At 67.5% G+C, this 15562-nt stretch carries 14 protein-coding genes; 5 read left to right on the top strand and 9 right to left on the bottom strand.

Annotation, left to right across the window (positions count from 1 at the left end; all coding sequences use genetic code 11):
• Positions 1–86: 86 nt before the first annotated feature.
• Genes ACQR07_RS29440 through ACQR07_RS29415 form a run of 6 tightly spaced genes read right to left on the bottom strand, consistent with a single transcriptional unit; the run spans position 87 to position 5638 of the window.
• The gene (locus ACQR07_RS29440) at positions 87–902 is read right to left on the bottom strand and encodes an NAD-dependent protein deacetylase (RefSeq protein ID WP_434905582.1); all 816 of its coding nucleotides are present in this window, start codon (positions 900–902) and stop codon (positions 87–89) included.
• A gap of 55 nt (positions 903–957) precedes the next feature.
• Positions 958–1863, bottom strand: coding sequence for a polysaccharide deacetylase family protein (locus ACQR07_RS29435; protein ID WP_434905581.1), 906 nt, complete (start codon positions 1861–1863; stop codon positions 958–960).
• A gap of 4 nt (positions 1864–1867) precedes the next feature.
• Positions 1868–2668 carry an ABC transporter permease gene (locus ACQR07_RS29430; protein ID WP_434905580.1) on the bottom strand — a complete coding sequence of 267 codons (801 nt, stop codon included), beginning with the start codon at positions 2666–2668 and terminating at the stop codon, positions 1868–1870.
• Positions 2665–3534 carry an ABC transporter permease gene (locus ACQR07_RS29425; RefSeq protein WP_434905579.1) on the bottom strand — a complete coding sequence of 290 codons (870 nt, stop codon included), beginning with the start codon at positions 3532–3534 and terminating at the stop codon, positions 2665–2667. The genes ACQR07_RS29430 and ACQR07_RS29425 overlap by 4 nt, the downstream gene beginning before the upstream one ends.
• Complete coding sequence (locus tag ACQR07_RS29420) at positions 3531–4607, bottom strand: ABC transporter ATP-binding protein (protein ID WP_434905578.1); 1077 nt, start codon at positions 4605–4607, stop codon at positions 3531–3533. The genes ACQR07_RS29425 and ACQR07_RS29420 overlap by 4 nt, the downstream gene beginning before the upstream one ends.
• Complete coding sequence (locus ACQR07_RS29415; RefSeq protein ID WP_434905577.1) at positions 4604–5638, bottom strand: extracellular solute-binding protein; 1035 nt, start codon at positions 5636–5638, stop codon at positions 4604–4606. Before ACQR07_RS29415 ends, ACQR07_RS29420 begins: the two co-directional genes overlap by 4 nt.
• Positions 5639–5833: 195 nt before the next feature.
• Between ACQR07_RS29415 and ACQR07_RS29410 the strand changes: the two genes are divergently transcribed.
• Complete coding sequence (locus tag ACQR07_RS29410; RefSeq protein ID WP_434905576.1) at positions 5834–6568, top strand: GntR family transcriptional regulator; 735 nt, start codon at positions 5834–5836, stop codon at positions 6566–6568.
• A 15-nt stretch (positions 6569–6583) separates the two neighbouring features.
• Here ACQR07_RS29410 and ACQR07_RS29405 read toward each other — a convergent pair whose 3' ends face one another.
• Entirely contained in the window at positions 6584–8656 is a 2073-nt protein-coding gene (locus ACQR07_RS29405) for an adenylate/guanylate cyclase domain-containing protein (protein WP_434905575.1), read from the bottom strand.
• 273 nt (positions 8657–8929) lie between these two features.
• Between ACQR07_RS29405 and ACQR07_RS29400 the strand changes: the two genes are divergently transcribed.
• The 4 genes from ACQR07_RS29400 to ACQR07_RS29385 are packed head-to-tail and all read left to right on the top strand — an operon-like array spanning position 8930 to position 11490.
• The gene (locus ACQR07_RS29400) at positions 8930–9235 is read left to right on the top strand and encodes a BufA1 family periplasmic bufferin-type metallophore (protein WP_434905574.1); all 306 of its coding nucleotides are present in this window, start codon (positions 8930–8932) and stop codon (positions 9233–9235) included.
• Positions 9236–9270: 35 nt separating this feature from the next.
• Positions 9271–10191 (top strand): MNIO family bufferin maturase, encoded by a 921-nt coding sequence (gene bufB / locus ACQR07_RS29395; protein WP_434905573.1) that lies wholly within the window; start codon positions 9271–9273, stop codon positions 10189–10191.
• Complete coding sequence (locus ACQR07_RS29390) at positions 10178–10960, top strand: HvfC/BufC family peptide modification chaperone (protein ID WP_434905572.1); 783 nt, start codon at positions 10178–10180, stop codon at positions 10958–10960. Before bufB ends, ACQR07_RS29390 begins: the two co-directional genes overlap by 14 nt.
• Positions 10957–11490, top strand: a complete 534-nt coding sequence (locus tag ACQR07_RS29385; protein WP_434905571.1) for a DoxX family protein — start codon at positions 10957–10959, stop codon at positions 11488–11490. Before ACQR07_RS29390 ends, ACQR07_RS29385 begins: the two co-directional genes overlap by 4 nt.
• Here ACQR07_RS29385 and ACQR07_RS29380 read toward each other — a convergent pair.
• Together ACQR07_RS29380 and ACQR07_RS29375 are read right to left on the bottom strand one after the other, a co-directional pair.
• Positions 11430–13028 (bottom strand): hypothetical protein, encoded by a 1599-nt coding sequence (locus ACQR07_RS29380; RefSeq protein ID WP_434905570.1) that lies wholly within the window; start codon positions 13026–13028, stop codon positions 11430–11432. The two genes, ACQR07_RS29385 and ACQR07_RS29380, sit on opposite strands and share 61 nt — an antisense overlap.
• 373 nt (positions 13029–13401) lie before the next feature.
• Positions 13402–14925: a glycosyltransferase gene (locus ACQR07_RS29375; RefSeq protein ID WP_434905656.1), complete on the bottom strand. Its 1524-nt coding sequence runs from the start codon at positions 14923–14925 to the stop codon at positions 13402–13404.
• Positions 14926–15562: the final 637 nt, after the last annotated feature.

Here is a 15562-nt window from a genome sequence, read left to right as displayed (position 1 = left end):
CGTCATGCCCGGGCTTGACCCGGGCATCCATCTCTTTGCGAAGAGTGATGGATGGCCGGGTCAAGCCCGGCCATGACGCGGAGAGACTATCCCTCCAGCAGAAACGCCAGCGCCTCATCACAAGGCGCCGCCAGCTTCAGCGACAGCAGATCGTCCGCGCGGGTGCGGCCGAGATTGATGGCGGCGATCGGGATGTTGCGGTCGGCGGCGGCGCGGACGAAGCGGAAGCCGGAATAGACCATCAGCGAGGAGCCGACGACCAGCATGGCATCGGCCTGCTCGACATGGTCGCGGGTGGTGGCGACGATGTCGCGCGGCACGGTCTCGCCGAAGAACACGACATCGGGCTTGAGGATGCCGCCGCACGCCCGGCACGCGGGCACCGTGAACGCAGTGAAGTCGACGCCGTCGAGATCCGCATCGCCATCGGGGGCGGCAGCGGCGTCATGCGCCAGCCAGTGCGGATTGGCGTGGATCAGTTCGTCCTGGAACTCCGCACGCGCGAGCGTCGCGCCGCAGCAGAGGCAGCGCACGCGATCGAGCCGGCCGTGCAGGTCGATGACGTTGCTGGTCCCCGCCGCCTGGTGCAGCCGGTCGACGTTCTGCGTCACCAGGAGCGAGCAGCGGCCCTGCGCCTCCAGCCGTGCCAGCGCATGGTGCGCGCCGTTGGGCCGGGCCTGGCCGAAGCGGCGCCAGCCGACCATGCTGCGCGCCCAATAGCGGCGGCGCATGTCCTCGCTGCCCAGAAACGCCTGGATGGTGACCGGCGGCGTGCGCTTCCACTGTCCGTCGCTGTCGCGATAGTCGGGAATGCCGGAATTGGTGCTGCAGCCGGCTCCGGTGAGCACGACGATACGGCTATGGCTGTCGATGAAGGATTTCAGCGCTGCGGGATCGGCCATGTTACCGCAGATGTAGGCGGGCGCGGCGGCGATTGCCAGGGCGGACTGTCCAGGCTCAGCGCGCCGGCGGCACCGTCGCGAGCCAATGCCGCGCGATGTCCGCGCGCGGCGCGATCCAGGCGGCCCCGCTGCCGGTGATATACGCGAGAATGCGGTCGAGCGCGCCGATCCGGCCGGGGCGTCCGATCATGCGCAGATGCAGCCCGATCGAGAGCATCTTGGGTGCCGTGTCGCCCTCGCGGACGAGCCAGTCGAACGCACCGATCACGTAGTCGGCGAAGTCGGCGCCGCGGAAGCGCGAGCCGTTGAAGAATTGCATGTCGTTGCTGTCGAAGGCGTAAGGCAGCACGAGATGCGGCCGGCCGGCGACGTCGACATAATAAGGCAGGTCGTCATTGTAGGCGTCGCTGTCGTAGAGGAAGCCGCCCTGCTCGACCAGCAGCCGCCGCGTATTCGGCGAACTCGCCGAGCGCGTGTGCCAGCCGAGCGGCGGCTTGCCGGTGACGCGCCGGATCGTCTCGACCGTGCGCGCGATGACGCGGCGCTCCTCGGTCTCGCCCATGCCGGCATGGCTCTGCCAGCGCCAGCCATGCGCCGAGATCTCGTGGCCGCGCGCGACCGCATCGCGGGCGAGCTCCGGCGAGCGCTCGACAGCGCGGCCGCAGGCACTGACGGTGACCTTGACGCCATGCGCATCGAACAGGTCCATGATGCGCCACCACGCGGCGCGCGTGCCATATTCGAAATGGCTGTCGATGCAGGGATCGGGACCATCGAGCCGATGCACGACCTCGTAGATCGACTCGTTGCTCGCATCACCGTCGGATACGGAGAACTCCGAGCCCTCCTCGAAATTCACCACCAGCGACACCGCGACGCGCTTGTCATCAGGCCAGCGCGGGTGCGGCGGGCGGCCGGCATAGCCGACGAGATCGCGGCGAAAGACGGGTTGTGAGCTCATGACGTCAATCCGCGGTTCCGGCCATGCGATGCAGGCCGACCAGACGATCGCTGATCAGCAGCAGCACCAGCGTGCCGGCGAGAATGAGGGTGGAGAGCGCGGCGAGCGTCGGATCGGGCGCCTCCTCGATATATTGCAGCATGCGGATCGGCAGCGTCTTGGAGCGCACATCCGTCAGGAAGATCGAGACTGGATAATTGTCGAACGAGGCGAGCAAGCTGAACAGGCCCGAGATCAGGAACGACGGCGCCAGCGCCGGCACCATCACCCTGATCACGCTGCCCGCATAGGTGCAGCCGAGCGTGCGCGCGGCCTCGATCAAGGTGAAGTCGAAGCGCGAGAGGCCGGCGATCATGGTGCGCGCGACATAGGGCAAGGTGACCACGAGATGCGCCACCAGCAGCGCGCTCCAGGTCGCGGTGAAGCCGATCATCCTGAAATATTGCAGCAGCGCGATGCCGAGCACGAGGCCGGGCATCATCAGCGGCGACACCAGGAGCGTCCCCAGCGCGGTCGCACCCGGCAGCCTGCCGCGCGCGATCGCAATCGCGGCGAGCGTGCCGGCGACCAGCGAGAGCGCCGTCGACAATACGGCGATCTGCAGCGAGAGCGACAATGACGGCCAGAAGCCGTCGAGCCGGCCGATGCGGCCATACCAGCGCAGCGAGGCGCCGGACAGCGGCAGGTCGAACACCGGCGTCGGCGAGAACGAGGCGGCGGCGATCACCGCCAGCGGCAGCACCAGGAACAGCGCGAGACCGATCGCGAGCACCCAGCAGACGATGATGGCGAGCCGCGTCATCATCTGGGCTCCCGCGACAACAGCGTGCTGAGCGCAACGACGATGACCGCGATCGCCAGCAGCACGACGCCGGCGGCGGCGCCGAAGCCGGGCTCGCGCGCCAGCAGATAGGCCTTGGCGATGGTGGTGGCGAGCGTCGGATATTTCTCGCCGATCAAGAGCGTCGGCACGACATAGGCCGACACCGACAGCGAGAACACCAGCGCGACGCCGGCAATGATGCCGGGCAAGGTCAGCGGCAGGATGACGCGGAAGAACACCACGACAGGCGAGGCGCCGAGCGTCGCGGCGGCCTCGGCATAACGGCCATCGAGCTGCGCCACGACCGCATAGATCGGCAGCACCATGAACGGCAGAAAGATGTTGACGGCGCCGACGATCAGCGCCGTCTGGGTGAAGATCATCCGGATCGGATCCTCGATGATCCCAAGCGCGATCAGCACGGTGTTGATCAGGCCGTCGCTGCGCAACAGGATGGTCCAGGCGAACGCCTTCACGATCACTGAGGCGGCGAGCGGCAGGAACAATGTCGCCAGCAGCAGCGAGCGCAGCAGCCCGCGCGCCCGCGCCAGCGCGAAGGCGGCGGGATAGGAGACGACGAAGGCGATCAAGGTCGTGAGCAGGCCGAGCCGCAGCGAATTCCAGATCACGCCGAGATAATACGGCGTGCCCAGCAGCCTGGTGTAGTTCGCCGCGCTGACGCCGCCCTTGCCGTCGAGCACGCTGACGCCGAGCAGCAGCGCCAGCGGCAGCACGAACACCAGCGCGATGATCAGCAGCGAAGGCGCGACGAAGCCAAATGCGAGCATGCGCTCGCGATCCGGCGCAGGGCTCTTGGTCAAGGGCGCAGACAGCACGGCCTCGGTCATGGCGACGCCTCGGCGGCGAAGGCGAAGGTCTCGGCCACGGGCCAGGCGAAGCGGACCTCGTCATGCACGCGCGGCAGCTCGGCTTCGCGGCCCGACAGCTCCGCCAGCAGGCTCGTGCCGGCGCCGGCATCGATGTCGACGAGCGTGCGCGAACCCTGGAACACGACCGACCGGACGCGGCCGCTCGCCGCGTTGGCGCCCGCCTCGGCACCGAGCCGCAGCTGCTCGGGCCGCGTCGCCACGATGACCGAGGCCCCAGGCTGGAATGCACCACGCGCCGACAGCCGGCCGACCGCTGTGATCACATCGACCATGCCGTCGCCGGCCCCGACCACTTGTCCTGCGATGCGCGTCGACAGGCCGACGAAATTGAGCGCGAACAGGCTGGCCGGCCGCGCATATAATTCGCGCGGCTCCGCCAGCTGCTCGATCCGGCCCTTGTTCATGACGGCGACGCGATCGGACATCGTCAGCGCCTCGTCCTGGTCATGGGTGACGAAGATCGCGGTTGCCTTGACCTCCTGCAGCAGGCGGCGCAGCTCGACCTGCATCTCCTCGCGCAGCTTGCGATCGAGCGCCGACAGCGCCTCGTCGAACAGCAGCACGTCGGGCTCGACCGCGATCGCGCGCGCCAGTGCGACGCGCTGCTGCTGCCCGCCCGATAGCGCCGAGATGCGGCGGCCGGCGAGATGGCCGAGCTTGACCAGCGCGAGCGCCCGCTCCACCGCGCGATCGATCTCGGCCTTCGGCGCGCCGCGCACCTTCAGCCCGAAGGCAACGTTGCCGGCGACGGTGAGATGCGGAAACAGAGCGTAGCTCTGGAACACCACCCCGACATTGCGCCGGTGTGGCGGCACATGCGTGACGTCGCGGCCGGCGAGCTGGATCGTGCCTGTGTCGGGCGGCGCGAGACCCGCGATCGCCCGCAGCAGCGTGGTCTTGCCGCAGCCGGACGGGCCGAGCAGCGTGACGAGCTCGCCACGCAGGATCGTGAGATCGACGCGTTCGAGCACGGTCGCCGCGCCAAAGCGCTTGGAGACTCCGCTGATGACCAGATGCGGCGCCGCGCTCATGTCATCTCCTTGCTCCAGCGATCGACCCAGCCGGCGCGGTTCTTGGCGATGAAGGCCCAGTCCGGCGCGAACAGGCTCGCGGGATCGGGATAGCCTGAAGGCAGCGGCGTCGCCTGGTTGGTCGGCGCGATGAAGGCGGTCTTGGCCAGGATGCTCTGCGCCTCCGGGCTGAGATAGAAGTCGATCACGGCGTCGGCGAGATCGCCGGCGGGCGCACCGCTGACCTTGGCGATGCCCGACGGCATCGAGAAGCCGCCGTCCTTCGGAACGGCGAGGTCGACCGGCGAGCCGTCCGCTTTGCGGATCAAGGTGTAGGCCGAGAACTGGCCGCCGATCATCCAGGCCTCGCCCTGCTCCAGCAGATTGATGGCCTGCGGCGCATTGGTATAGACGTTCAGCAGGTTGACCTTCAGGCTCTTCACCTTCTTGAAGGCGGCATCGATCTCGTATTGCGCCTCCTTGAACGGCTTGCCGGTCTCGAGATGCGCCGCGGCGAGCAAGGTCCAGAAACCTTCGGTGTTGGACAGCGAGGGGATGACGATCTTGGAATCATATTTCGTGTCCCACAGCTCGGCCCAGCTGCTCGGTGCCGTCTTCATGCGCTTGGTCGAATAGGCGATGCCGACCCACGGCTTCTGATAGTTGGCCCACATGCCGTCCTGGTGCACGCTGCCGTCGACCAGCTTGCCGAGATTGGGGATCGATGACGCCGACATCTTGGTGATCAGCCCTTCGGCCGAGGCCGGCAGCATCACCGGATCGTCCATGATCACGACCGAGATCTTCGGGCTCGCCTTGTCGGCCTGCATCTTCTGCAGGTTGGTCAGCGAGTTGGTGCCCTCATAGAGCACCTTGCAGTCGAGCTTCTTCTCCAGCACCGGGAACAGGTCGGAGTTGAAATATTTGGCGGCGCCGGCGGGACCGCCGATCACGATCTCTTTGGGAGCGGCGCGCACCAGGGCGGGCGCGGCGAAGGTGGCGGCAAAGGCCGCACCGGTCTTCAGGAGGCTGCGTCGGGAGAAGGGGTGCATGAGAAGATCCCGTGTGAGCTGTCGAGGGGTGCGGGATCAGATCAGCAAGCACCGTGCCAAATGTGCACATTTTCACGACGCAAGCTCGATCAGAGGCTTAGGCTGAAGGGCTTCCCGCCCGCCTGCCCGGCCGCTGGCAGAATGTGCACATTTTTTGGAGGTGACCTGCCGCACCATTGGGCCTAGCAATCGGGCATGGCGAAGCGCGCGCAGCGAATCGGGAAGGCCAATCCCGCCGAGGACGAGGCGGTGTATCAGGCCATCCTGCGTGCGCTGCTGGACGGCAAGCTGAAGGCCGGCACCAAGCTTGCGGAGACGCCGCTGGCGGCGATCTTCGGCGTGTCGCGGGAGCGCATCCGCAAAGTTCTGCACCGGCTCGGCGCCGAGCGGCGGCTGGAGATGATCCCGAACCGCGGCGCGCGGGTGCCGCGGCCGACCCTCGCCGACGTCAGGCGCGTCTATGAGGCGCATCGCGTGCTGGAGGCCGGCGTGCTCAGCCAGCTGGTTCTCAGGATGGACGAGGTGCTGCTCGCCCGGCTCGACGCGCATCTGGCGGAGGAGCGCGCCGCCGCGCAACGCGGCGATCGCGCCGCATCGGTCAGGCTGTCCGGGGCGTTTCATGTCCATCTCGTCGACGCGCTCGGCAATCCCGAACTGTCACGGATGCTCGGTGACCTGCTCAGCCGGTCCTCTGTCATGGTCTCCGTCTACGAGCCGGCGGCGCAGTCGATCTGTGCGGTCGATGAGCACGGCGCCATCGTGGCGGCGCTGCGCGACCGCGACCTGATGCGCGCGATCGCGGTGTCGCGCGAGCACTTCCTGCATGTCGAGGGCCGGCTGCGGCTCGAGGCCGACGAGGCGACACCGTCCCAGGATCTCGCCGCGGTGTTTGCGGGGCGGCGGCTGCGTGTCAGGGCGCGTTCGGCTTGATCAGCAACGCGGCCTCTATTTGCTCGTGAGCGCCGTCACCGCAAGCCAGCCGTGATCGGGCATGGCCTGCATCAGCGACCTGCAGCGCGCGATCATCAGCTCGGCGGCACGATCACCGGGCTTCAGCGCAAGGACGGCCTCGAACGCCTCGATCGCGGCGTCGAACCTGCGCGCGCGATAGTGCTGCAGTCCGCGCGCATAGTCCGCGACCCAGCGCGGCTTCGAGGCGGCGACCCCGAGCAGCTCGTGCACGGCCAGTCCTTCCTCGCGCCCGTAGACGGCGATGCGGTCGATCTCGCGGGTCAGCAAGCCATCACCCGCCAGCCGCTGCGTGCCCTCGCCGATCAGGATGTCCGTGCCATAGGTCTTGTTGGCGCCCTCCAGCCGGCTCGCCACGTTCACGGCGTCGCCGATCACCGTGTAGTTGAGCCGCAGCTCGGAGCCGATATTGCCCACCAGCATGGCACCGGAGTTGATGCCGATGCGGATCGCGAGGGGACGGCCATCATCGTCGCAAATGTTGCTGCTCTCGACGGCGGCACGGCAGGCCAGCGCTGCGCGGCAGCACGACAGCGCATGGTCCGGCTGCGCCATCGGCGCGCCCCAGAACGCCATCACGGCATCGCCGATGAACTTGTCGATCGTGCCGCCGTGATCGACGATGACAGTCGAGATCAGATCGAGGTAGCGCGACAGCAGCGGCACGACGCGATCGCCCATGCGCTCGGACAGGCCGGTGAAGCCGGCGATGTCGATGAACATCACGCTGAGCTCCTGGATGTGGCCGCCCGGCCTGGCGTCGACGCCCTGCCGCAGCAATTGCCGCACCAGATCGGCCGGAATGAACTTGCCGAACGACGACAGCCCGCCGGCCATCTCGGCGATCGCGCCCGACAGGCTCGCGATCTCGCGCAGCCTTGAGGGATGACGCCGCACCTGTTCGAGCGCGAAGGCCTCGACGTGACGCAGCTCGGCCACCACGCGGCCGAGCGGCGCGGCGATGACCGCACGGGCCAGCGCGGCCGACACCAGCGCCGCGAGCACGGCGCCGATCCCGAGGCCGATGATCACACGATGCAGCGCGGCCTCGACCGGTCCGAGGAATTCGGCCTCCGGAATCACCGTGACGAGCGACCAGCCGGGAAACGGCAGCGCCGTGCGCGCAACCTCGAAGGCGCCATCGCCGCTCTGCACGCGGTCGCGCCAGGCCTCATCGCCATCGGGCGCGGTGCGCATCGCCTGCTGGGCGACCGCCAGCAGCGGCTGGCGAACCTCGCCTGCATTGACCTCGTCGGCATGTTCATCCGGCGCAGCCACCACGCCGCCGTCACGCTGCAGGATGAAGGCGCTGCCGGTGCGGCCGACCTGGAGCTGGGCGAGAAAGCGCGCGATCCGCGCATGCTCGATGATGATGGCGAGCACGCCCTGCCGCTCCTGATACACATCGATCGGCCCGGCCAGCGCGATCGCCGGGCGTTCTCCGCCGGGATGACGATCGACGCTGAACCAGCGCGGCTCGTCGGCAGAGAGGCCCTCCTTGAACCAGGGCTGCTCGGCAACCTTGTAGCTGGTCGGCTCGAAGCGGCGCGACGCGAACTCGATGTCGCCGGGCACCACATCGTATTCGTCGACGCGGCGCTCGCCGGGATGATCCGTCAGCGAGATCTCCATCATCTCCAGGCGCCGGTCGCCGAGCTTGTGGGCGGCAAAGAACGAGCCGTCCGGCCAGCCGAACGCTGCCGATGAGATCGTCGCCTGCGACTGCAATTGCGACAGGAACACGAACTCGCGCTTGTCGGCCTCGCGGGTGTCGAGCACGTTCTGCAGGAACAGCGTGCGGATGGCGGTGTGCGCGGCGCGCGCCTCGCCGACGATCGCCGTCACCTCCTTGCGCACGGCGCCCGCGATCTGCGCGTTGATGGTGCTGGCGAGCTGACGGCTGATCGCCTCCGACGTCCGCCACCACAACAGGCTCGAGGCGAAGGCGGTCAGCAGGATCGCGGTCAGCACCAGCGCCGACACGGCGAAGCGGATGCTGACGGTGAGCTTCTCGCCGGCGGCTGTGCGGTTCGTTGCGCTGGCCATCATCGCAGGTCGACCTCCGATCGGCGCGGGGACGCGCGCAGCGGGAGCCGACAGAATGCGCGTCTGTCTGGCGGGCCACAAATGCCCGCTGGCTAAGCCGATGATGCCTGCAAAGCATTGGCGCTCGGAGGCGGCCTGCGTTCGACTGGCCACAGCTCCGAAGCGCGCAATACCGCTCACAGGTTCGTGAGAAGGATCGCCACGTAACTTTGTCGTGGCAACGGGCGAAGGAGAGATGCGCGTCGCCAAGCGATGCAAAACCCGAGAGGAGATGTCATGTCCGCCAAGAAAGCCGTCACCACCCTGGCGCTCGCCGGCGCCGTCAGCACCGCGCTCGCCAGCCTCGCCATGGCCGGTCCCCTGACCAAGGCCGAAGCGGAAGCCGCCATGGCCGCCAAGAAGGAGAAGTGCTTCGGCGTCGCGCTGAAGGGCCAGAACGATTGCGCCGCCGGTCCCGGCACCACCTGCCAGGGCACCTCGACGATCGACTTCCAGGGCAATGCGTGGAAGTTCGTCCAGGGCGGCACCTGCACCAGCATCGACGTGCCCGGCGGCAAGAAGGGCTCGCTGAAGCCGATCTGATCTCGTTCACCCCAAGCGGAAAGCGGAGACACCGCATGCGCACCGATGCCCCCCCTGCACCGTGCCCCACCATGCCGCTTCGCTTTCCGCCCCCTCTCGGCGGCGTCGCCGGGACCAGCTTCAAGCCGTCGCATCTGGCGGCGATCCTCAGCGAGGCGCCGCAGCGCGGCTTCTTCGAGGTGCATGCCGAGAACTACATGGGCGCCGGCGGTCCGCCGCATCGTCAGCTGGAGGCGATCCGCCGGGATCATCCGCTGTCGATCCACGGCGTCTGCATGTCGATCGGCGGCCCGCAGCCGCTCGATCGCGCTCACCTCGCGCGCTTCCGCAATCTCGTCGCCCGCTATCAGCCGAGCCTGGTCTCCGAGCATCTGGCGTGGTCGACGCACGAGACCACCTATTTCAACGATCTGCTGCCGCTGCCCTACACCGCCGCTACCTTGACGCGCGTCTGCGACCACATCGACGAGGTGCAGAGCGCGATCCGGCGGCCGATCCTGCTGGAAAATCCATCGACCTACGTGGCCTTCCGCAACTCCACGATGAGCGAGACGGATTTCCTCCGCGCCATCGTCCGCCGCACCGGCTGTGGCCTGCTGCTCGACGTCAACAACGTATTCGTGTCCGCGGTCAATCATGGCTTCTCGCCGCAGCAATACCTGGCCGACGTCCCGCTCGCCGCGGTCGGCGAGATCCATCTCGCCGGTCACGCGGTGCAGTCCGATGATGAAGGCGCACCGCTGCTGATCGACAGCCATGACGGTCCGGTCGCCGATGACGTGTGGCCGCTGTTCGCCGATTTGATCGGGCGGATCGGCCCGGTGCCGACATTGATCGAGTGGGACAGCAACATCCCGGATTGGCCGGTGCTGAAGGCGGAAGCAGCCGCGGCGCAGGCGATCCTCGATCGATCCATCGCGGACAGTTCACGGGAGTTGCGCGATGTTGCAGCCTGAACGGACTCCCGACTACGCCGCCCAGTTCGCTGGAGCGTTGCTGGCCCCGCACTGCGAGACCCCGGCAGCAGTGACCGGACCACGGGCCAAGGCGGCTGGGCGCCGCTTCAACGTCTACCGCAACAACGTCACGGTGAGCCTGATCGAGTCGCTGATCGCGATCTATCCGGCCGTACAGCGCATCACCGGGTCCGACTTCTTCCGCGCCATGGCGCGGGCGCATCTGCGCGAGACGCCGCCGACATCGCCGCTGCTGTTCGACTATGGCCGCGACTTTCCCGCCTTCATTGCGAGCTACGCGCATTCCGCGGCGATGCCGTTCCTCGCGGATGTGGCGCGGCTCGAGCGGGCCTGGCTCGACGCCTATCATGCGGCGGATGCTGCGCCGCTCGACGGTCAGGCGCTCGCGCGCGTCGCGCCGGAGCAACTGCCCGGGCTGCGCTTCACGGCTCATCCCGCCACCCGCATCATCCGATCCGATTTCGCGGCGGTGACGATCTTCGCCGCCAACCGCAGCGACGACCCGGTGCCGCGCATCGACGGCTCCGTCCCGGAGGACGCGCTGGTCACACGGCCCGCGCTCGACGTTGCCGTGCGCCGTCTGCCATCGGGCGGAGCTGTTTTCGCGCAGCTGTTGATCGCGCGGCAGCCACTCGGCGACGCCGCGGCGGCGGCGTTCGACGCGGCGCCCGATTTCGATCTCCCTAGCAACATTGCCGGGCTGATAGAGGCCGGCGCCTTCACCGAGATCCAGCTCGAGGACGCATGACGATGACCGATCAATCCATGGCGCCGGGCCCAACGCTGTCGTTGTCCGCCTTGGCTGACAAGGCGGTGCGCCTGCTGCAGGCGGCGACGCCGCTCACCTTGGTGCAGCTCGTCACCCGCGTGGCGCTGGCGGTGCCGTTCTGGCGCTCGGGCATCCTGAAGTGGGACGGCTTTCTGAAGCTGAGCGACACCGCGGTCACGCTGTTCAGCGACGAGTTCATGCTGCATCTGCCCGGTGGGCCATATCATTTCCCGGTGCCGAGTGTGATGGCGTTCCTGTCGGGTTGCGGCGAGGTGGGCTTTCCGGTGCTGCTCATCCTCGGGCTCGGCACGCGTTTTGCGGCACTTGGGCTGCTGTTCATGACCTGCATCGTCGAGCTCACCGTGCCCGACGGCTGGCCGATTCATCTGACCTGGGCGGCGATGGCGCTCACGCTGATCGCCCATGGCGGGGGTAAGCTCTCGCTCGATCACATCCTGGGCACGGTGTTCGGCGGCGCGCACCAGGGCAATGCCAGCCGCGGCATGTAGTAGCCATTCCACTCGCAGACGTTCTCGGGCCCCTGGCGCTTCAGCGCCATCTTGACCGGTTCGGCCTGGCCGATGCCGACATGCAGCACGAGCAGCGTGGCGCCGATCGCATAGGCGAAGCGGGAGAGGCGCAGGTCGATCAGGCGCTCTAGCAGCACCATGCCGGCGATGATGATCAAGGGATCGGTGAAGACGAAGTACTCGACCTTCAGCCCACGGCGCACGCCGAGCGTGTCGATGCCGATCGCAGCGAGCATCAGCAGCGCGGCCTGCAGCGCCGCCTGTCGCTCGCCGCGCCTGAGCGCGATGACGATGCCGGGGATGACCAGCCAGGTCAGGAACACGGTCGGACGCGCCGACGGCTGCAGCACGAAAGTGTAGCGCCTGATCACGCCGAGGACACCGGACAGCAGCAGGCCGATTGCGCCACTGATGCTGCCGGCGGCGTCGGGCGCGTCGACATAGCTGATCATCTTCTCCAGTGGATTGAGCACGACCACGACATCGTTGATGTCGTAGCTGACATCGAGGACGAGCAGGCCCAGGGCGGCGCCAGTCATCGTCGTCAGCATCGCAGCGATTGTTTCAGCCGCGCTGACTCGCCATAGCCGCGCGAAGCCGACCATGCAGGCTGCGATGACGCCGAGCAGCGCGAGCTGATAGAGGCCGAGGCGTCCGAGCAGCAGCGGCTTCAACCCCGCGGCCGCCGTGTTCGTCGGGTCGAAGCCGGCGGCGACCAGCGGCCAGGCGGTGATGGCCGCGGCGATGGCGGCAACGGCCGCAGCCAGCACGGCCGCCCAGGCCCGAGGTGTCCGCCAGAAATCCACGCTGGCGCCCGCCGCCGTTCCGAACGGCAGCACCAGCACGGGAATGGCGGCGATCAGCAGGATCGCATGCACCTTGTTCTCGAGGCCGAGCATGCAGAGCAGCGCAGCCAGCCCGACGATGAGCGGCCGGCCGAGGCTGGCGCGGCGCCCCGCCACGATCAGCAGCATCAAGGCGAGGACGCAGAACGAGGCGGCGATCATCTCGCTGCGCAGGATGCGCAGATGCATCTGCACGCCGCCGGAGAACGCGAAGGCCGCGACCGCGAGCATCGCCACGCGCCAGTCCGACACCAGCCGTCGCGCCGCCCAGGCGAAGGCCAGGATGATGCCGGACGCCGTGAGCAGCGCAGCGACGCGTCCGGCGTGAACCGCACTGACCATGGCCGCATCAAACGCCGCGCGGTCGGAGGCCGGTGGGATCGCCGACAACGTCCAGGCGTCGAGCAGGCCGAGCCGGTGCAGCAGCGCGAACCAGGCTTTGACCGACAGGATCGTCAGATAGGCCGGGTGATCGAAGAAGGCCTGCGCGCCGCTATCGTTCATGGCGAGCGCGTTGTAGATCACCATGAAGTCCATGTCGGCATTGCGCCAATAGACGGTGAAATAGCCGACGGCAACGAACGAGACGAAAGACAGCAGCAGCGTCACGGCCACGCCGCCGCGCCAGCCAAACGGCGTCAGACGGTCGAGCGGGTCGGCGTTCTTGATCATGCGGGAGTCGCGCAAACGTCACGCTCCGCTCGCGGGACGACAATCGGATAACCCTGGTCCGGATTGTGTTCAGCTCTCTCCGCGCCGTCATGGCCGGGCTTGTCCCGGCCATCCACGTCGTTCAGCACGCGTGGACCGACGTGGATGCCCGGGTCAAGCCCGGGCATGACGGAGTAACTAACTGGCAGGATCGTTTGTCGCGGCAGCCTCGCATCTCCATATGCGATCGCCCTGCCGCTTGCGGGGAGAGATGGACTCTCCACGAGCACGGTGCGCGGAGAACCCCCCTCACCCGGATTGCATCTTCGATACAATCCGGCCTCTCCCCGCACGCGGGGAGAGGCGAGGACCGCGACAGCGTCGCCCGCCATCCCTAGATCGCCTTGATCTTGAAGAATGCGAACACGACCATCTTCAGCAGCATCCAGCCGTGGCGGAAGCGGGAGATCTGGGTTTCGCCGTAGCTGCGCGCGGCGTAGCGGATCGGCAGGTCGATCGACTTCAGGTTCAGTTTCGACGCGCCGAAGATCAGGTCGAAATCGCCGAACGGATCGAAATCGCCGAAATAGGCCTTGCCCGCCTTGAGCCTGATATAGTCGCTGCGGCGGAGCACCTTGGTGCCGCACAACGTGTCCGTGTAGCGCTGGTTGAGCAGCCACGAGAACAGATAGGAGAAGGTCTTGTTGGCGATCAGGTTGAGGAAGCGCATCGCGCCCTCGTCCATCGGATAGACCAGCCGCGAGCCGTTGATGAACTCGCCCTTGCCCGAGCGCAGCGCCTCGAAGAACTTTGGCAGCTGCTCCGGCGGCATGGTGAGGTCGGCGTCGAGGATCATCAGCACGTCGCCACGGGCTGCATCGAAGGCGGTGAAGACGGCGTCAGCCTTGCCCTTGCCAGGCTGGCGCATCAGCTTGATGTCGTGGCCGGGGAACGCCGCGCGCACCCGCTCCATCTCCTCATAGGTGCCGTCCTTGCTGTGGCCCTCGATGAAGATGATCTCGATGTCGGAACAGAACGCGGCAATGCGCTGCACCGCCGGCTCGATGTTGCCGCGCTCGTTGCGCGCGGGCACGACGACCGTCGCCGAGCGGACGTCGTCGCTGACGCAGCGCATCGAGCGCGAGACGAGGTAGTGCCGCAGCGACAGCGCGCGCAGCCCCGGAAGGACGCTGAGGAAGCGGTTGGCGAAACGGCCGATGCCGGCCAGCCGCAGCGGCGACAGCACGCGCTGCTCGGATTTCACCGGATCGAAATCGGCGAGCACCGCGAGGTTGCGCAAGTCGGCCGGCGACAGCACGTTCTGTTCCGGCTGCGGCATGCGCAGGCCCATCGCTTCCGCCGCCTTCAGCAGCGGATACCACAGGTGGGAGAAGTAGCCGATGACCAGCCGGGTCTCGCGCGTGCACAGCGGATGCAGCTGTTCGATGAACTGCTGGCAGTCGTCGAGCGAGCCGATCGTGTCCAGCACCAGGATGACGTCGAACGGGCCGTTCACGGCGGAAAGCGTCGCGGCATCCTCGGCATCGCCGGAGATGAAGGTGAGGTTCGGATGCCGGGTGCGCGCGATCGCGATCTGCGCCTCGCTGAAATCGATGCCGACGCCGTAGGACGGCTGCAGCGACGCCAGCGTATCGCCGAGGCCGCAGCCGATCTCCAGCACGCGGCTGCCCGGCGGGATCAGAAAGCGCAGATAGCACTCGTCCTCGCCGTGGAAGAACGCGGCCTTGTCGCGCCAGCCGGCCCGCTCGGCGGCAAAGCGGTCGGCATGGTCGAGGATCGCCGCCTTGCGCGGCGACAGCGGTCTGGGCGACAGGAGTCCTGGCGCCGGCGCCCCGGTTGCCGCGACCTGCTGCTGCGCGTGCTCGTCCTGCCGGACCTGACCGTCCAATTCCGCCACCTGATACCGTCCTGGTTGAATACCCCGCCCTCTAAGGCCAGCCGGGTTGGGCGGAGTCAAGGCCACCCGGGGAGGTTGGGCGATCTTGACCATGCGGCGCGATCAATGTCCCCGGCGGCAGATCGCAACGAGGCAACCGCCATCGTTCACGCGGCGCGTTTGCGCCCGAGTTCTGCATGTCGTTCGCGCTCTCGAGATGCGAGGGCGCAGGGAAGGCCGGACCTCGACTGAGGCCCGTGGCCCGCCTGCTCAAAAAAATGCAGGCGGCAGGAACCACAGGTCAGCCGGACGACCCGGCCCTCCCTGCGCGATAGTCTTAACGGCTGCTCCGTGCTCTCCCCGGGGACCGGCTTGTTTGCCCCCGTCACCTGATGACACGTCATGTCACCGAGGCTTGACGCCAGCTTCGGGGCGCCAGGACCACACGGCTTGACCGTCCGCGGGCTGCCAATCGTCCAGCGCAAAGCACCTGACAGGCCCACGGCCACCGCTCCCCGCCTCAACGTATCGTGACGACGCGTACGCCCCTCTGCATGAGGACGGGATGGGCGAATACAATCATAATTTCGGAAAAATAGCAATAGCTAAATTTCTGTCCAGCTTCGGGGCTGAGGATCATTGGCGGGCCAAGTCACGA

This window comes from Bradyrhizobium sp. HKCCYLS20291 (genome assembly GCF_051167715.1).
Classification (GTDB): Bacteria; Pseudomonadota; Alphaproteobacteria; order Rhizobiales; family Xanthobacteraceae; genus Bradyrhizobium.
Note: the sequence above shows the minus strand (reverse complement) of the source record. Positions and strands in the feature narration are given on the sequence as shown.